This is a genomic window from Bacillus sp. IS1, from assembly GCF_032461585.1.
Classification (GTDB): domain Bacteria; phylum Bacillota; class Bacilli; order Bacillales; family Bacillaceae; genus Bacillus; species Bacillus velezensis.
Genome location: NZ_JAWCWR010000015.1, coordinates 1 through 16,899 on the forward strand (window position 1 = coordinate 1; position 16,899 = coordinate 16,899).

Sequence of the window (16,899 nt, forward strand, 5' to 3'; positions counted from 1 at the left end):
CAGCGTTCGTCCTGAGCCAGGATCAAACTCTCCGATAAAGTAGTTTGACTGACTACGCACATCGCTGTGCGATTTATTTAAAACTTTGAATTAACAGGTACGTTTTGTCTTGTTTAGTTTTCAAAGAACTTTGTCTATCGCTCTTGAAGCGACTTAATTATTGTAACATATCAACTTCAATGCCGTCAATAACTTTTTAAAATTTCTTTTTTGAGAATTCGTTTCGTCATCAGCGACGTATATTAGAATACCACCCTTGATCCAACATGTCAACAATAATCGACAAATTAAATGATGAAGCGTTTAATGACTATCAAAGCCGCGATGCCGGGAATCCCCAGAATCCCGCTGATGCCCGTTGTAATCAGGTTAACAGGGATATGAATACCGAGACTGCCCCCGAACAAGTTCACACCCACCAGCAAAATCGCGCCGGCAACAAATTTAATGGCAGTCACACCGATCCATCTTAGCGGTTTTGAAGATACTCCCCATAAAAAAAGCAAAGCAACCAGACCGACAATCAAACCGATAATGAAAAAAGGCTCCATGAATCTTCCCCCTCGCTTGTTTAGTACAAGCTTATGAGAAGATCCCGGAGAATAGACCTCTTACTTCCATCTGCTCATTTTCAAATTCCGCTGCTTCGCTTCTTTCAAATAAAAAAAGTACTTAGATTCAGCGACTTTCAGCTCAAACAACACCTCAGCGGAGGGCTCGAGACTTTTCTCGACCAGGCTTTTCTGTCTGTTCCATTCTTCTTTTTGTTTAAAGAGCTGTTCTATCAGCTTCTCATCAAACTCTTTTCTTAATGTATTTCTGCGAAGAAAACCCATGCCTTGCCTTTTCCTCCCTTACAATTCACGTCTTCCTTCAAGAGCTTTTGAAAGAGTGACCTCATCAGCATATTCCAAATCACCGCCGACGGGCAGACCGTGGGCAATACGGGAGAGCTTGATGCCTGAGGGCTTTAACAGCCTTGATATATACATCGCTGTTGCTTCCCCTTCAATATTAGGGTTGGTTGCGAGAATAACTTCTGTCACTTGATCATCCTGAAGACGTTTCAGCAGCTCCGGAATCTTAATATCCTCCGGGCCGATGCCGTCCATTGGTGAAATCGCGCCGTGAAGAACATGATACTGGCCGTTATATTCCTTCATTTTCTCCATTGCGATCACATCCTTAGGGTCTTGCACGACACAAATAACAGACTTATCCCTCCTTGTGTCCTCACATATATAACAAGGGTCCTGATCTGTTATATGTCCGCAAATTGAGCAATATGTCAGATTCCGCTTCGCATTGACAAGCGCCTTAGCAAAATCCAATACTGTGTCTTCTTTCATACCTAGAACAAAAAAAGCCAGACGAACCGCTGTTTTCGGTCCGATCCCTGGCAATTTCATAAAGCTGTCAATCAGCTTTGATATTGGTTCAGGATACTGCATGTTTATTTATCCCCCTAGAATAAACCCGGTATGTTCATTCCTTTTGTAAATTGTCCCATTGTCTCATTCGTCATGTCATCCACTTTTTTGAGGGCGTCGTTTGTCGCAGCAAGAACCAGGTCCTGAAGCATTTCGATATCTTCCGGATCAACGACTTCTTCTTTAATGGCAACGTCTACAACTTCTTTTTGGCCGTTGACTTTTACAGTCACCATACCGCCGCCCGCTGTGCCTTCAAGCACTTTTTCAGCAAGCTCCTCCTGAGCCTTCGCCATATCCTTTTGCATTTTTTGCATTTGTTTCATCATTTTTTGCATGTTTCCCATTCCGCCACGCATATTCAATCACTCTCTTTCATCTTATTAGTCTTTTATTTCGATTAAATCCGCTCCGACAAGTTTTTTCGCCTCTGCAATCAGCGGATCTTCTTCAGCCGGTTCGTTTGATCCTTCACTTTCCTGCTGGTGATCATTTAAAAATTCTTCTCTTATTTTACCCCATTGTGCTTCCGGAACGCCAATCAAATCCATTCTTTTCCCGAGCATTGATTCGAGAATCTGTTCAAGATTCGTACGGACTCCGTTATTGTCTTCTGCAACCATTTTACAATGGATTTCGTATTTAAATTTAAGCACAAATGCCTTTTGAGCTGCAGCCACCGGTTCACTGTCATTCAAAAGAGCCGCATGAGACACCTTATTCTGCTGTTTCAGGTGTGCCAGCAGCTTGCCCCAGCTGCTTTTAAGCTGTTCAAGATCAGGTCTTGTGGCTTCCTTCAATATCTCATGAATTCTTCCGACCGGGGCTTTATAATGGCTTTTTCCGCCTTTTTGAGGACGCGGAGCTTCTTTCGGAGCGCTTTCCATCTGAACCTTCACACCGGAGGTTTTCAGCCTTTCTACTTCCTGCTCAAGCTGCTGGATCTTATTCATCAGCATGCCGACCTCAGGGATGTCTCCGGCGGATTGCTGTGCCGTCTGGCATATTTTCACGACAGCCACTTCAAAAAAGATTCTTGGGTGGTTCGTCCACTTCATTTCCTGATGGCTTTTATTCAGGATATCAATCATCTCATATAAAGCAGGAGCCGGTATGTCACCGCTCAGATTCCGAAACGTTTCATCGACCTTCACCTTCTCCAGGACTCCTTCTAAACCGGGAGCGGCCTGGTACAAGAGCATATCCCTGAAATAGAAAATCATATCTTCAATCAGTTTGGCCGCATCTTTCCCCTGCTGGAGCAATTCATTCAGTGTTTCCAATGCCTCGGAAACCTGTTTGCGGTGAAGAGCAGATGCCAGTTTTCCAATATAGTGCTGAGAAACGGCTCCGGTAATGAGCAATGCGTCATCCACCGACAGCTCCTCGCCGCTGAATGATACGGCTTGATCGAGCAGGCTCAGCGCGTCCCTCATTCCTCCGTCCGCAGCACTCGCTATGATATCAAGGGCTCCTTCTTCCACCTTCAGCTGCTCTGCATCGACGATTGTCTTCATTCGTCCGACGATTGCTTTGGATGTAATCCGTTTGAAGTCAAAACGCTGACATCTGGAGATAATGGTTAAAGGAATCTTATGAGGCTCAGTCGTAGCTAATATGAAAATGCAATGTGCCGGCGGTTCTTCCAGCGTTTTCAGAAGCGCATTGAATGCGCCGATAGAGAGCATATGCACCTCATCTATAATATATACTTTGTAGGTGACGGCCGACGGGGCGAATTTTACTTTGTCACGGATGTCGCGGATTTCGTCTACGCCGTTATTCGACGCCGCATCTATTTCAATCACATCTGATATAGAGCCGTTTGTGATCCCCTTGCACGCCGCACATTCATTGCACGGTTCTTCTACGGGGGCGTGCTCACAGTTGACTGCTTTCGCAAATATTTTAGCTGCACTGGTTTTTCCCGTTCCCCGCGGTCCAGAAAACAGATATGCATGAGAAAATTTCTTTTGCAAAAGGGCATTTTGCAGCGTTTTCGTAATGTGTTCCTGTCCGACCACATCTTCAAACTGCTGAGGCCTAAATACTCGATATAAAGCTTGGTAACCCACAGGATGCGCCCTCCTCTGTTATTCATCATGTTTATTATACATGAACGTGCTTTTAACGCCAAAACCCGTTTTTCATATACGAAAAAACTCACCTGCCATAAACAGGTGAGTCTGAAATTTGATGATTGATTTACCGTGCACCTTCTGTCGATTCGCTACCCTAAGCGTTACTTAAGCAGTTAGCTCAGCCCAGGCAACCCTGCGGCACATGAGAGGTTTCACTTAATGCTGCTTCCTTCCGGACCTGACATGGTTCATGAATTCCCATTGCGCAGGACCCAGACGTCAACGCCACTTACTTAAGGCAGACCTTACAGTAAACGAACCTCGAGAAGGGATTCAGCCCCGCTAGAGCGGATTGCGGGTACAGGGCACCGCTACCTCCCCGCTTAGCACGGCAAAATAAATATCAAATTTTTATATGCGCACCATTCATGATGCACACATAAGTATATCTGCTTCAGGCAGAAAATGCAACCGTACTACTCAGACAACTTTTTCCTCATGTCTTTCTTTTGCCGGCGCAGCTTTCTGAAAAAAGCGCTGAGCATTTCTCCGCACTCTTCTCCGAGCACTCCGCTCACCACTTCCGCTTGGTGGTTGAACCGCTCTTCCTGCAAGAGGTTCATCAGCGTTCCTGTACAGCCCCCCTTGGGATCAAATGCGCCGAATACGACCTTATCGACTCTCGAAAGCACGACGGCTCCCGCGCACATCGGACACGGCTCCAAAGTGACATAAAGAACGGCATCCTCAAGTCTCCATGTCCCCAGCTTACGGCACGCTTCGTCTATCGCCAGCATTTCGGCGTGGGCAAGCGACCTCTGTTCAGTCTCCCGCAGATTATGCGCCCGCGCCACGATCTCATCATGCAGAACAAGAACTGCTCCGATCGGCACTTCACCTTTCGCTTCGGCTTTCTTCGCTTCTTTTATGGCTTCTCTCATATAATATTCATCATTCATAGGTTCGAGCTCTCTTCTTAAGTTTTTTCATGTCTCATAAAGGTTAAAATAGGAATACCCCAGCAGAAAGGAGTTGCCGGTATTGTCTGAACCTAACAACACAGCCCTTCTGATTGTCGATATGATTAACAATTTTCAATTTGATATGGGCGAACGACTTGCTGAAAAAACCAAACAAATTGTCCCCCGTATTTTATCATTAAAGAAGCATGCAAAACAAAGCAACTGGCCGATTATTTATATTAATGATCATTACGGGCTTTGGAAGGCTGATATTGATGCCATCAGGGAGGAATGCAGCAACGACAGAAGCGCCCCCATTATAAAAGATATTTCGCCTCAGCCGGATGATTATTTTCTCATTAAACCGAAGCATTCCGCTTTTTACGAAACGGCGCTTCACACCCTTCTGACTGAATTACAAGTGAACCGATTAATCATCACGGGGATTGCCGGGAACATTTGTGTGCTGTTCACGGCCAACGACGCCTATATGAGAGAATACAGCATTACCATTCCGAAAGACTGCACCGCTTCCAATAACGACGAAGACAATGATTTCGCTTTGACCATGATGGAGAATGTTCTCTTCGCAGAAATAACCACGGAAAAACAAATTACCGCCGAAAAATAAACATGATCAGCCTCCTTTTTTCATACATTTAATAGCGGATATGAAAGGAGGCGTTTTTCATTCAGATCTATATAGTGAAACGGGGCGACACGCTTTCCGCTATTGCGGCGCGCTACCGGACAGCCGCAAATGTCATTGCGGAAGCAAATAAACTGCCTAATCCGAATACATTGGTTGTCGGACAAACCCTTGTCATCCCGATTGAGGGTCAATATTACGAAGTGAAACAAGGTGATACTCTCGCGTCAATCGCCGGCCGTTTTCATATATCGGCCGCGGAGCTTGCGAGGGTGAACGGAATTCAGCCCGGCACCACATTGAGAGTCGGAACCCGCCTTTACATTCCGCAGCAGGCGAATAAGCCCGATATCGAATCAAACGCATATATAGAACCGCGGGGAACGAGCGTAAGCGCTAATCTGCAGCAGGCGGCAAGGGAGGCCTCTCCTTATTTAACATACCTCGGCGCATTCAGTTTTCAAGTGCAGCGGAACGGGACTTTAAAGGAACCGCCTCTGACCAATTTAAAAAGCATCAGTGACAGGCACAACACCACACTGATGATGATCATCACCAACCTTGAAAATGACGCATTCAGCGATGAACTCGGGCGGCTCATCTTGAATGACAATACAGTGAAAACAAAACTTTTTCAGGAAATCGTCTCCACGGCTAAAAAGCACGGCTTTCGCGATATTCACTTTGATTTCGAATATTTACGTCCACAGGACAGAGAAGCCTACAATCGTTTTTTACGTGAAGCGAGAACGATTTTTCATCGGGAAGGCTGGAAGATTTCAACGGCGCTTGCTCCGAAAACGAGCGCGACTCAGGCCGGCAAATGGTACGAAGCACATGACTATAGGGCACATGGAGAAATCGTCGATTTTGTCGTGATCATGACATATGAGTGGGGATACAGCGGAGGCCCGGCTCAGGCCGTATCACCTATCGGCCCTGTAAGAAATGTCATTGAGTACGCGCTGACGGAAATGCCTTCTTCAAAAATCGTCATGGGCCAGAATATGTACGGCTATGATTGGACACTGCCTTTCAAACAGGGAACGACAGCGAAAGCCGTCAGTCCTCAGCAGGCAATCGCTCTGGCAGCACGCCATAAAGTCGACATTCAATATGACGAAACCGCCCAGGCTCCATTCTTTCGTTACACGGATGAAAATCAGAGACGGCATGAAGTATGGTTTGAAGATGCCCGGTCCATTCAAGCGAAATTCAATTTAATTAAAGAACTGCATTTAAGAGGGATCAGCTATTGGAAACTCGGCCTTTCTTTCCCGCAAAACTGGCTTTTGCTCAACGATCAATTTCATATTGTAAAAGAGACGTTTCGTTAATTGGAAGCGTCTTTTTTCATGGGCTTTTCTGAGAGTGTGATACAATATATAGGCCGGCAGCTGACGGATGTTTGCAGAATTAAGGAGGATTTTCAATGAACAGAGCCCCTTTTATCGCGGTAGAAGGTCCTATCGGGGCAGGAAAAACGACACTCGCTACGATGCTTTCTGAAGAGCTCGGTTTTCCTATGATTAATGAGATTGTGGAAGACAATCCTTATCTCGATAAGTTTTATGACAATATCGAGGAGTGGAGTTTCCAGCTTGAAATGTTTTTTCTATGTCACAGGTATAAACAGCTTGAAGACACCGATCGAGATTATTTAAAACAAGGACAGCCCGTTTTGTCCGATTATCATATTTATAAAAATGTTATTTTCGCAGAGCGTACATTGCACGGCCAAAAGCTTGAGAAATATAAGCAGATTTATCATCTGCTCACTCACGACCTGCCGAAACCGAATGTTATTGTATACATAAAGGCAAGCCTGCCGACATTGCTTCAACGCATTGAAAAACGCGGGCGCCCGTTTGAGAAAAATATCGAACATCAATATCTGGAACGTCTCATTGCAGATTACGACACAGCCATCAGACAGCTTCAGGAAGAAGATCCGAATATATCTGTACTGACCATTGACGGTGATACTGAAGACTTTGTTTTGAATAAGACAGACTATGAAAGAATTGCCCGTCAGGTAAAGGAGCTTATTAAATGAAAGACATTCATATTCCAAACAACGCCATTATCACAGTAGCGGGAACGGTAGGAGTCGGAAAATCGACTTTGACCAAAGCTTTAGCAAAACGGCTCGGGTTTTCTACCTCACTCGAGGAAGTGGATGAAAATCCTTATTTAGAGAAGTTTTATCACGATTTTGAACGCTGGAGCTTCCATTTGCAAATTTATTTTCTGGCTGAGCGGTTCAAAGAGCAGAAAAACATGTTTGAATCAGGCGGCGGATTCGTGCAGGACCGTTCAATTTATGAAGATACAGGCATATTCGCAAAAATGCATGCCGATAAAGGAACCATGTCGCTGACAGATTACACAACATACACAAGCCTATTTGAGGCGATGGTCATGACGCCGTACTTCCCGCATCCTGATGTTTTGATCTATTTAGAAGGCGACCTTGAAAACATTATAAACCGGATTGAAAAGCGGGGCCGCGAGATGGAGCTGCAGACAAACCGCTCCTATTGGGAAGAGATGTATACACGGTACGAAGACTGGATCAGCGGTTTTAACGCCTGCCCTGTGCTGAAAGTACGCATTGAAGATTATGACCTTGAAGCTGATGAACAGTCACTGGAACCTTTGATCGAAAAAATCAGTCACGTGATCAACGAAAACAGAAACAAATAAAAATAGCAAAGCGATTTTCCCCGAACAGAGAAAATCGCTTTTTTTGCATATAAAAAATCCGCTGCATCACATGCAACGGACAAAACAATCTCCAATATATGCTCGAGTTTCATTAGGTTTAAAATCAATATGGCGGAGGAAGAGGGATTCGAACCCCCGCGGGCTTTGACACCCCTGTCGGTTTTCAAGACCGATCCCTTCAGCCAGACTTGGGTATTCCTCCGTATCGACATTTAATAATATACCACATGACCTAAATTTCAGTCAAGCGCTTTTTCATATTTTTTATTTCATTTCTTAAACGGCTTGTCCGTCAGCTTTACTATCATACAAAAGTCTTGCGTCCAATTCAACCTCAGTATGCCATACGGGCAGGAAAACACAGTAAAAATCAAGAATAGCTTCAAACAGATAACCTGCTCATAAAGGTGGAGAACATAATGAAAATCATCATTGCACCCGATTCTTTCAAAGAAAGCATGACATCAAAAGAAGCCGCTGACAGCATAGAAAAAGGATTCAAAGCGGTCTTCCCTGACGCGGAATATATCAAGATACCCGCGGCCGACGGCGGAGAAGGAACCGTTCAGGCTTTGACGGATGCCACTGGCGGAAGGATCATCAAAAAAACTGTTACCGGTCCGCTGGGAACGCCGGTAAACGCCGCATATGGACTTCTGGGAGACGGACGCACGGCAGTCATTGAAATGGCGGAAGCATCGGGACTTCATCTCGTTCCCCGCCATCTCAGAGATCCGTTGAACACAACGACAAGAGGAACGGGTGAACTGATAGCAGATGCAGCTTCCCGCGGGGCGGGTGAGATCATCATCGGGCTTGGCGGGAGCGCAACCAATGACGGCGGAACAGGAATGGCGAGCGCGCTCGGTGTGCGTTTCTTAAATGAGGAAGGTCAGGAGATACCTGACGGCGGAGGCGCTCTGCACACCCTAGCTTCTATTGATATAAGCGGTCTCTCTCCTGATCTGAAACATATCCGTTTTCGCGCCGCATGTGATGTCGAAAATCCTCTGACCGGTGAAAACGGTGCTTCATATGTCTTCGGCCCGCAAAAAGGGGCGTCCGAGAAGACTAAAGTTGTATTGGATCGCAATTTACGCCATTTCGCTGACTTATTGAGACGTCAGCACGATATCGAAGCGGATACCGTAAAAGGCGCGGGCGCCGCAGGGGGACTGGGAGCCGGACTGATCGCTTTCTTACAGGCAGAACTTCAAAGCGGGATTGATGTTGTATTAGATACACTGTCCTTCTCAGATCAGATAAGAGGCGCTGACCTTGTCATTACCGGAGAGGGGCAGATAGACGGACAAACGATATTCGGCAAAACCCCCGCCGGGATCGCCGCACGCGCATCTGCTCAAGAAATTCCCGTTATCGCATTGGCGGGCTCCTTAGGCAAAAATTTCGAGCATGTTTACAGCGCAGGAATAACAGCTGTATTTTCTATCGTGCCGGGTGCTGTAAGTCTTGAAGACGCCTTAGCATCCGGCCGTTTTAACCTTGAAAGCACAGCCCGGAATGCCGCCGCTCTATACCGGGCAGCAAAAAAGGCGCGCCTCTAGGGCGCACCTTTTACGGTTTGATGACTTCTTTATTTCCCATATAAGGACGAAGCACTTTCGGAATAATGACACTTCCGTCCTCTTGCTGATAGTTTTCTAAGATGGCAGCTACTGTTCTGCCGACTGCAAGACCTGAACCGTTTAATGTATGCACATGCTCCGGCTTGCCTTTCGCTTCGCGTCTGAATCGAATGTTTGCGCGTCTCGCCTGGAAGGCCTCAAAGTTACTGCAAGAAGAAATTTCACGGTATGTGTCTTGGCTTGGAATCCATACCTCAATATCGTACTTTTTCGCGGCTGTAAAGCCGAGATCACCGGTACACATGCTCATGACACGATACGGCAGTTCGAGCAGCTGAAGCACCCGCTCGGCTTGATTTGTCAGTTTTTCAAGCTCCTCATAAGAATCTTCAGGCTTCACGAATTTCACAAGCTCAACCTTGTTGAACTGATGCTGGCGGATCAAACCGCGTGTATCACGGCCGGCAGATCCCGCTTCTGAACGGAAGCAAGCGCTGAATGCGGCATAATTGATCGGCAGGTTCTCACCGGATAAGATTTCATCGCGGTGCATATTTGTAATCGGCACTTCCGCCGTCGGAATTAAGAAATAATCCTCTTCTCTGATTTTAAAAGCATCCTCTTCAAATTTAGGAAGCTGTCCCGTACCTGTCATGCTCGTACGGTTTACCATATAAGGAGGAATGACTTCCGTGTAATCATATTCATCAACGTGAAGATCCAGCATAAAGTTGTAGAGCGCGCGTTCGAGGCGGGCGCCTAATCCTTTATAAAACACAAACCGGCTGCCTGTTACTTTTGAAGCGCGTTCAAAATCAAGAATGTTTAAATGGTCTGCGATATCCCAATGCGGTTTCGGCTCATATGAAAATGCCGGCGCCTCTCCCCACTTGCGAATTTCAATGTTATCATCTTCCGTTTCCCCGACGGGCACTGAATCGTGCGGGATGTTCGGAATAGACAGAAGGATGGTTTCGAGCGTCGTTTCGACAGTACGAAGCTCTTCATCAAGCTTCTTAATTTCTTCGCCCACTTCACGCATCTCTTTAATAATATGATCAGCGTCTTTTTTCTCCCGTTTCAAAACGGCGACCTGCTGAGACACTTCATTGCGTTTTCCCTTCAGTTCTTCTACTTTACCGATAAGCTCTCTTCTCTTTTCGTCCAGCTCTTCAAACTTGTCAAAGTCAGATAAGTCTTCGCCTTTTGGAATGAGCTTCGCTTTTACCTCTTGAAAATTGGCTCTCAGCACCTTCGTATCAATCATGCCTAACAACTCCTATCTGTTTTTATCGAAAATAAAAAAGAGCCCTCATCCCCTAAAAGGGACGAGAGCTCTCGCGTTGCCACCCTGATTGAAAACAAGCTCACACTTGCTTCCCGCTTTAACACATAACGGTTTTCCCGTAAATGCCTACTTGTTTTCAGCATTTCGCTCAAGGACGGATTCGGACAGCATCTTTCACCGATTCGCACCACCCATCGGCTCTCTTTGAAAGAGAGGCTCCCTACTGCTTCCTGTCAACGCTTTTCGATCTTTATTTGTGTTTATAATGTACTATAAGTATCAGCGGTTTTCAACTGTTTTATACAGCTGTTTCCTGCTTATGCTTTTCCGCCATCTTCACAAACAGCTCTGTCACCCGGTGATCATCCGTCAGTTCAGGATGGAACGAGCAGCCGAGGAAATTCCCCTGCTTTGCAGCCACGATGCGTCCGTTATGCTCACAAAGCACTTCAACATCTTCTCCGGCTTCTAAAATATGCGGCGCGCGAATAAATACACCCGTAAACGGCTCATCAAGGCCTTTAATCGTCAGATCAGCTTCAAAGCTGTCGACCTGACGGCCAAAGGAATTACGCTCGACGACAACGTTCAACAGCCCTAAATGAGCGTTATCCGTTCCCGCTATCTCTTTGGCTAAGATAATCAGACCGGCGCATGTGCCGAACATCGGCTTGCCTTGGGCGGCAAACTCGCGAAGTGGCTCCATAAAATGATACGTATCCATTAAACGCCGCATCGTCGTGCTTTCCCCGCCCGGCAGGATTAAGCCGTCGATGTCATTCAGCTGTTCAGGACGCTTAATGACGACACCTTTTGAACCACATGCTTCAATTGAACGAATATGTTCTCTTACTGCTCCTTGAAGTCCAAGTACACCAATTGTTAACATGCTTCCAGCTCTCCTATGGTTTTACCAGCCGCGTTCTTGCATACGCTGTTCCGGCAATAGATTTGAGATTTCGATTCCTTTCATTGCTGTGCCTAATTCTTTAGAAAGCTCAGCGATCAGTTTGTAGTCTGTGTAATGAGTCGTTGCTTCAACAATTGCTTTGGCGAATTTAGCAGGGTTGTCTGATTTGAAAATACCTGAACCGACAAATACGCCGTCAGCACCAAGCTGCATCATCAATGCCGCGTCAGCAGGCGTCGCTACTCCGCCGGCAGCAAAGTTCACTACAGGCAGTTTGCCGTCACGTTTGATTTGAAGAAGCAGTTCATAAGGAGCGCCGAGGTTTTTAGCTTCAGTCATCAGCTCATCATCGCTCATCGCAACAACTTTGCGCACTTGTGCGTTTACTTTTCTCATATGGCGGACAGCTTCCACAATGTTTCCTGTTCCCGGTTCGCCTTTTGTACGAAGCATGGAAGCTCCTTCGGCGATACGGCGCGTTGCTTCGCCGAGATCACGGCAGCCGCATACGAACGGGACTGTATATTCATTTTTATTTAAATGAAATTCTTCGTCAGCCGGAGTCAGAACTTCACTTTCATCGATGTAATCTACTCCCATTGCTTCAAGGACACGCGCTTCAACGATATGTCCGATACGCGCTTTTGCCATTACGGGAATGGATACAGCATTCATTACTTCTTCAACGATTGTCGGATCAGCCATGCGGGCAACACCGCCGGCAGCGCGAATATCAGCCGGAACACGTTCTAACGCCATTACGGCAACAGCTCCCGCCTCTTCCGCAATCTTCGCTTGTTCAGCATTTACAACGTCCATGATGACGCCGCCTTTTTGCATTTCCGCCATGCCGCGTTTTACACGATCAGTACCTGTTTGAGCCATTATTTGGTCCCCCTAGTCAATGTATAGTTAGATAATTTCCATCTCTTATTGTATCCCAGAAATACAATATTTCATATGGGTATTCTTATTTTACAGCGAGATGAATAAGATAGATATCATTTTTTTACTAATAATTTGGTTTTTTCAGTATATTAAGCAAAAGAGCCCTAACTTTCATCAGAGCTCTTTCTTATTTCTTAAAACCAGCCTGTTACCGTGTCAACGGCGCTGTTCCAGATTCCGGAGAAGAATCCGCCGATGCCGCGCATCATCTGAACAAACCAGTTTGCTTTATCTACATCATTTTTCGTTACAAGATTCACGCTGAACTCTTTGGATTTGAGGAAGCCATAGTCTTTGTCACTGCCTTTGTATGTAACTGTCAGCGTTCCGACTTTCGTTCCCTTTTTCACAGGAGCCGTGATTTCTTTTTTATCTAAAGTCACTTCGGCTTTATAGTTCTTTTCATCCCCGCTTTTCACAGGAATAGAAAGCGCCTTGTCAGTAACAATATCGACTTGCTTGTCTTTCCCTTTTTCAACGTCAATCGTTTTGTGCCCTTTTACTTGAGAGCCTTCAGGGTAAAGATCTTTCATTGAGAAATTGCTGTTAAATGCGTAATCGAGCATTTTTTTCGTTTCATCAAAACGTCCGGTATGCAGGTTGCCTTTAGCGTTTAATACAACGGTGATGACCCGCATTCCGTTCCGCTGTGCTGTGCTTGTAAAACAAGATCCCGCAGAATCAGTAGAACCCGTTTTTAAGCCGTCAACGCCAGGGTATTCAGAAACAAGACCTTTTAACATGAAGTTCCAGTTCGGCATGTCCATTTCATCATCAGTGCCGGCTCTGAATTTCGTCTTAGCAATGCTTGTTGTTTTGAGAACTTCCGGATAATCAGTGATCAGGCGGTCTGCAAGAAGCGCCATGTCTTTAGCAGAAACTTCACTTTCTTCTTTAACGCCTTCTCCTTGCGGCTGCTTGCCGTGAAGGTCTTCATTCACAAGCCCTGTGGCATTTTTAAAATCATAGTTTGTCATGCCTAATTCTTTGGCTTTCGCATTCATTTCAGCGACAAATTTCGTTTCAGTTCCGGCAAGAATTTCGGCAACTGCAATCGCGGCTCCGTTGGCAGAGTAAATCGCCATAGCCTGATACAGTTCTTTAACCGTGTATTTGCCGTCTTTTCGAAGGGGAACGTTTGATAAACTGTTGTCTTGAGAAATTTCATAGACATAATCATCAGGAGTATACGTTTGATCCCATTTCACTTTTCCTTCTTTAATGGCTTCCAGAAGCAGATATTCAGTCATCATTTTTGTCATGCTGGCAATCGGCAGTCTTTTGTCTGCATTTTTACTGTATAAAATTTTTCCCGATGAAGCCTCAATCATTATCGCAGCTGATGCGTTGACATCAATCGGGTCATTGCCGGCTGCCTCCGCTTTAGACATCGGAACAAAGCAAGTTGCGGCCAGTGCCAGTACCACTAATGACACCAACAGCTGTTTCCATTTCGTGATGTTCAATCTTACGACCTCCGTCATTCATTTTAAATCTATAATTAAGCCGTTAAGGACATATTCAAATTCAAAACACAACAGTATAAATTTTATCACACTCGATATAAAAAAAATAGACAGAGTCAGCGACCCTGTCAAATGTTTTTTATTTGTAACAATTATGAGATTGTGTAGTTTGGTGATTCTTTCGTAATTTGGACATCATGCGGATGACTTTCGCGAAGACCGGCACCTGTCATACGGATGAATTGAGCCTCTTCTCTTAAAGCACGCAAGTCTTTTGAACCGCAATATCCCATACCTGAACGAAGACCGCCGACAAGCTGATACACTGTTTCTTCTACAGGACCTTTGTACGGAGTCCGTCCTTCGATACCTTCAGGGACGAATTTCTTATTTTCTTCTTGGAAATATCGGTCTTTACTGCCTTTTTCCATGGCAGCGACAGATCCCATACCGCGATACACTTTAAATCTTCTGCCTTGATAGATTTCAGTCTCTCCCGGGCTTTCTGAAGTACCGGCAAGCAGGCTTCCGAGCATTACGGCATGTCCGCCTGAAGCCAACGCTTTTGTAATATCTCCGGAGAATTTAATACCGCCGTCTGCGATAATTGTCGCGCCGTGTTTTCTCGCTTCAGTGGCACAATCATAAATGGCAGTGATCTGCGGTACGCCTACACCTGCAACGACGCGTGTCGTACAGATAGAACCAGGTCCGATTCCCACTTTTACAATATTTGCTCCGGCTTCAATCAGAGCTTTTGTCGCTTCAGCCGTTGCAACATTTCCCGCGATAATGTTCAGTTCAGGATATGTTTCACGGATTTTCGCAACTGTGTTCAGTACGCCTCTGGAATGTCCGTGAGCCGTATCAACCACGATAACGTCGACATTCGCTTCAACAAGCTTGCTGACGCGTGTCATTGTATCGCCTGTCACACCTACCGCAGCGCCGACAATAAGGCGTCCGTGTTCATCTTTAGATGAATTCGGGAATTCGATAACCTTTTCAATATCTTTGATCGTGATAAGACCTTTTAATTTGTTTTGGTCATCCACTAACGGAAGTTTTTCAATTTTATGTTTCTGTAAGATTTTTTCTGCTTCGTCTAATGTGGTTCCCACAGGAGCCGTAACCAGCTCTTCTTTTGTCATGACATCACTGATTTTCATTGAATAATCAGAGATAAAGCGAAGATCACGGTTTGTAATGATACCGACAAGCTTTTGATCGTCTTTATTATCTACGATCGGAACACCGGAAATTCTGTATTTCCCCATCAAATGCTCCGCATCGAATACTTGATGATCAGGTGTTAAAAAGAAGGGATTTGTAATAACGCCCCGTTCAGAACGTTTGACTTTGTCAACATGTTCAGCCTGCTGTTCGATGGACATGTTTTTATGGATAATGCCCAAGCCGCCCTGTCTGGCCATCGCAATCGCCATAGCTGATTCTGTTACTGTATCCATTCCCGCACTGATGACAGGAATATTAAGCTTTAACGTCTTTGTCAGTTCAACAGATAAATCCACATCACGCGGAAGTACGTCTGATTGAGCCGGTACGAGCAGTACATCATCGAACGTTAAGCCTTCTTTTGAAAATTTACTTTCCCACATTAGTAAATCCCCCTCTTTTCGGCAAAATATTATATGTAGATTATCAACTAGAAAACAGCATGTCAAGGAAGCGAAAAAGAGTTGAAATATTTAGATAAAGGAAAGGGTTTAAAAATACGTATGAGAGATCATGAGTGGAAAGAGTTATCATTATTTTATTCCGTAGAATCTTCCCATAAATTTCTAAATAAAGTCTATACAGAAAGCGGCATGGAAGAACCAAAACGATATGCGTTTAAGAACAGTGAGCGCTTCATATTCTTTATCAAACACGCCGAGTCCTTTTATAAGCAGGCATCTCTTTCCCCTTTAGAAATTAAGCCTATTCTGTTGTTTTACGGGATGTCACAATTGCTGAAAGCCTGTCTTCTGACCACAGATCCAAGCTATCCAAGCCATGCCTCAGTACTCGCGCATGGCGTGACTGCCCGGAAACGCAAAAAGCAAAATTACTCCTTTAGGGATGATGAAGTGAAGGTGCAGCGCAATGGCTTATGTATTCATGTGATGAAGCACTTATTCGGGATAGCTGGTCTTGAGGAAGAACGGTACACAATGAAGAAATTGCTGACAGCCATACCTGAATTGCATACTGTCTTTTACTTCCAAGAGAAAAAGAATTGGCTGACCCGAGTAGAGCTGAAAGATGACCTTATTTCAGTGCCTGAGCATGCGGTGATTCATTACAATATGTCTGATTCCCGCTTTGCTGAATATATCAGCCATCATTTGAAGTGGTCTTTTCTGAGGAAAGACCATAACCACTTGGTTTTTGAGGCTGACCCGATAGACAGAGAACCTTGGTCTTCGCCAAATTTATTGTTTCACTTGGAGAAAAACCAATATTACATTCCCTCTCAGCGTGATCACTTCCTGCATCTTCCGGAAATGATTATTCATTATTTGGTTCTCTACAATATCGGAATGATTGCGAGATATGAAACAGAGTGGTGGTATGAACTGCTGACACAGCATGTCAGTGATGATTATGTAATGATCCGCCGGTTCTTAGAGGTCACGGAACGCAAACTTCCGTATTACGTTTCTAATTTCCTGAAGCAATACTTATAAACAAAAAAGGCAGCTCATGATGAGCTGCCTTTACTGTAATGATAGCTTGGCGGCGTCCTACTCTCACAGGGGGAAACCCCCGACTACCATCGGCGCTGAAGAGCTTAACTTCCGTGTTCGGCATGGGAACGGGTGTGACCTCTTCGCTATCGCCACCAAACC

The 16,899-nt window shown here is 45.2% G+C and carries 17 protein-coding genes, 1 tRNA gene, 1 rRNA gene, 1 other RNA gene and 1 other annotated feature; of the genes, 6 read left to right on the forward strand and 14 right to left on the reverse strand.

Annotated elements, in window-relative coordinates:
* Positions 1-287: 287 nt before the first annotated feature.
* The 7 genes from RUW00_RS22575 to tadA all read right to left on the reverse strand — a co-directional run bounded on the left by RUW00_RS22575 (position 288) and on the right by tadA (position 4,470).
* Positions 288-551, reverse strand: a complete 264-nt coding sequence (locus RUW00_RS22575) for a pro-sigmaK processing inhibitor BofA family protein (protein WP_021494556.1) — start codon at positions 549-551, stop codon at positions 288-290.
* Positions 552-611: 60 nt separating this feature from the next.
* On the reverse strand, positions 612-836 hold the full coding sequence (locus RUW00_RS22580) for a YaaL family protein (protein WP_007408755.1): 225 nt from the start codon (positions 834-836) through the stop codon (positions 612-614).
* 18 nt (positions 837-854) lie between these two features.
* Positions 855-1,451, reverse strand: coding sequence for a recombination protein RecR (gene recR, locus RUW00_RS22585; RefSeq protein ID WP_003150697.1), 597 nt, complete (start codon positions 1,449-1,451; stop codon positions 855-857).
* Positions 1,452-1,465: 14 nt separating this feature from the next.
* A complete protein-coding gene (locus RUW00_RS22590) occupies positions 1,466-1,789 on the reverse strand; it encodes a YbaB/EbfC family nucleoid-associated protein (RefSeq protein ID WP_003150700.1) in 324 nt (107 codons plus the stop codon).
* Between the two features lie 24 nt (positions 1,790-1,813).
* The gene (gene dnaX / locus RUW00_RS22595) at positions 1,814-3,505 is read right to left on the reverse strand and encodes a DNA polymerase III subunit gamma/tau (protein WP_003150701.1); all 1,692 of its coding nucleotides are present in this window, start codon (positions 3,503-3,505) and stop codon (positions 1,814-1,816) included.
* A 133-nt stretch (positions 3,506-3,638) separates the two neighbouring features.
* An RNA gene (gene ffs / locus RUW00_RS22600) (signal recognition particle sRNA large type) lies at positions 3,639-3,903 on the reverse strand.
* An 84-nt stretch (positions 3,904-3,987) separates the two neighbouring features.
* A complete protein-coding gene (tadA, locus tag RUW00_RS22605; protein WP_007615141.1) occupies positions 3,988-4,470 on the reverse strand; it encodes a tRNA adenosine(34) deaminase TadA in 483 nt (160 codons plus the stop codon).
* Positions 4,471-4,552: 82 nt separating this feature from the next.
* On the opposite strand from tadA, the gene RUW00_RS22610 reads away from it, so the two are divergent.
* The 4 genes from RUW00_RS22610 to dck all read left to right on the forward strand — a co-directional run bounded on the left by RUW00_RS22610 (position 4,553) and on the right by dck (position 7,828).
* On the forward strand, positions 4,553-5,104 hold the full coding sequence (locus RUW00_RS22610) for a cysteine hydrolase family protein (protein ID WP_014416712.1): 552 nt from the start codon (positions 4,553-4,555) through the stop codon (positions 5,102-5,104).
* Positions 5,105-5,175: 71 nt separating this feature from the next.
* Positions 5,176-6,459: a glycoside hydrolase family 18 protein gene (locus RUW00_RS22615; RefSeq protein ID WP_029974841.1), complete on the forward strand. Its 1,284-nt coding sequence runs from the start codon at positions 5,176-5,178 to the stop codon at positions 6,457-6,459.
* Positions 6,460-6,554: 95 nt separating this feature from the next.
* Entirely contained in the window at positions 6,555-7,178 is a 624-nt protein-coding gene (gene dgk, locus RUW00_RS22620; protein WP_017419506.1) for a deoxyguanosine kinase, read from the forward strand.
* Entirely contained in the window at positions 7,175-7,828 is a 654-nt protein-coding gene (dck, locus tag RUW00_RS22625; protein WP_029974845.1) for a deoxyadenosine/deoxycytidine kinase, read from the forward strand. The genes dgk and dck overlap by 4 nt, the downstream gene beginning before the upstream one ends.
* A gap of 130 nt (positions 7,829-7,958) precedes the next feature.
* On the opposite strand, the gene RUW00_RS22630 is transcribed toward dck, so the two are convergent.
* Positions 7,959-8,051 (reverse strand) — tRNA-Ser (locus tag RUW00_RS22630).
* Positions 8,052-8,268: 217 nt separating this feature from the next.
* On the opposite strand from RUW00_RS22630, the gene RUW00_RS22635 reads away from it, so the two are divergent.
* The gene (locus RUW00_RS22635) at positions 8,269-9,414 is read left to right on the forward strand and encodes a glycerate kinase (RefSeq protein ID WP_280144795.1); all 1,146 of its coding nucleotides are present in this window, start codon (positions 8,269-8,271) and stop codon (positions 9,412-9,414) included.
* A gap of 10 nt (positions 9,415-9,424) precedes the next feature.
* Here RUW00_RS22635 and serS read toward each other — a convergent pair whose 3' ends face one another.
* The 5 genes from serS to guaB all read right to left on the reverse strand — a co-directional run bounded on the left by serS (position 9,425) and on the right by guaB (position 15,666).
* Complete coding sequence (gene serS / locus RUW00_RS22640) at positions 9,425-10,702, reverse strand: serine--tRNA ligase (RefSeq protein WP_007408744.1); 1,278 nt, start codon at positions 10,700-10,702, stop codon at positions 9,425-9,427.
* A 54-nt stretch (positions 10,703-10,756) separates the two neighbouring features.
* Positions 10,757-10,969 (reverse strand) — a binding site (T-box leader).
* A gap of 52 nt (positions 10,970-11,021) precedes the next feature.
* On the reverse strand, positions 11,022-11,612 hold the full coding sequence (gene pdxT, locus RUW00_RS22645) for a pyridoxal 5'-phosphate synthase glutaminase subunit PdxT (RefSeq protein WP_007615126.1): 591 nt from the start codon (positions 11,610-11,612) through the stop codon (positions 11,022-11,024).
* Between the two features lie 21 nt (positions 11,613-11,633).
* Positions 11,634-12,518: a pyridoxal 5'-phosphate synthase lyase subunit PdxS gene (gene pdxS / locus RUW00_RS22650; RefSeq protein ID WP_003150714.1), complete on the reverse strand. Its 885-nt coding sequence runs from the start codon at positions 12,516-12,518 to the stop codon at positions 11,634-11,636.
* A 197-nt stretch (positions 12,519-12,715) separates the two neighbouring features.
* Positions 12,716-14,047 (reverse strand): D-alanyl-D-alanine carboxypeptidase, encoded by a 1,332-nt coding sequence (dacA, locus tag RUW00_RS22655; protein ID WP_011996156.1) that lies wholly within the window; start codon positions 14,045-14,047, stop codon positions 12,716-12,718.
* Positions 14,048-14,199: 152 nt separating this feature from the next.
* Positions 14,200-15,666, reverse strand: a complete 1,467-nt coding sequence (guaB, locus tag RUW00_RS22660) for an IMP dehydrogenase (RefSeq protein ID WP_003150717.1) — start codon at positions 15,664-15,666, stop codon at positions 14,200-14,202.
* 120 nt (positions 15,667-15,786) lie between these two features.
* Here guaB and RUW00_RS22665 point away from each other — a divergent pair, with 120 nt between their 5' ends.
* Positions 15,787-16,737 carry a YaaC family protein gene (locus RUW00_RS22665; protein WP_280144794.1) on the forward strand — a complete coding sequence of 317 codons (951 nt, stop codon included), beginning with the start codon at positions 15,787-15,789 and terminating at the stop codon, positions 16,735-16,737.
* A 44-nt stretch (positions 16,738-16,781) separates the two neighbouring features.
* On the opposite strand, the gene rrf is transcribed toward RUW00_RS22665, so the two are convergent.
* Positions 16,782-16,897 (reverse strand): 5S ribosomal RNA (gene rrf, locus RUW00_RS22670).
* Between the last annotated feature and the right edge of the window lie 2 nt (positions 16,898-16,899).

Bases quoted from the DNA above. Each gene is read 5' to 3' on its own strand.
- RUW00_RS22575 (WP_021494556.1), bottom strand. From the start codon at position 551: ATGGAGCCTTTTTTCATTATCGGTTTGATTGTCGGTCTGGTTGCTTTG.
- RUW00_RS22580 (WP_007408755.1), bottom strand. From the start codon at position 836: ATGGGTTTTCTTCGCAGAAATACATTAAGAAAAGAGTTTGATGAGAAG.
- recR (WP_003150697.1), bottom strand. From the start codon at position 1,451: ATGCAGTATCCTGAACCAATATCAAAGCTGATTGACAGCTTTATGAAA.
- RUW00_RS22590 (WP_003150700.1), bottom strand. From the start codon at position 1,789: ATGCGTGGCGGAATGGGAAACATGCAAAAAATGATGAAACAAATGCAA.
- tadA (WP_007615141.1), bottom strand. From the start codon at position 4,470: ATGAATGATGAATATTATATGAGAGAAGCCATAAAAGAAGCGAAGAAA.
- dgk (WP_017419506.1), top strand. From the start codon at position 6,555: ATGAACAGAGCCCCTTTTATCGCGGTAGAAGGTCCTATCGGGGCAGGA.
- dck (WP_029974845.1), top strand. From the start codon at position 7,175: ATGAAAGACATTCATATTCCAAACAACGCCATTATCACAGTAGCGGGA.
- RUW00_RS22635 (WP_280144795.1), top strand. From the start codon at position 8,269: ATGAAAATCATCATTGCACCCGATTCTTTCAAAGAAAGCATGACATCA.
- serS (WP_007408744.1), bottom strand. From the start codon at position 10,702: ATGATTGATACGAAGGTGCTGAGAGCCAATTTTCAAGAGGTAAAAGCG.
- pdxT (WP_007615126.1), bottom strand. From the start codon at position 11,612: ATGTTAACAATTGGTGTACTTGGACTTCAAGGAGCAGTAAGAGAACAT.
- pdxS (WP_003150714.1), bottom strand. From the start codon at position 12,518: ATGGCTCAAACAGGTACTGATCGTGTAAAACGCGGCATGGCGGAAATG.
- guaB (WP_003150717.1), bottom strand. From the start codon at position 15,666: ATGTGGGAAAGTAAATTTTCAAAAGAAGGCTTAACGTTCGATGATGTA.
- RUW00_RS22665 (WP_280144794.1), top strand. From the start codon at position 15,787: ATGAGAGATCATGAGTGGAAAGAGTTATCATTATTTTATTCCGTAGAA.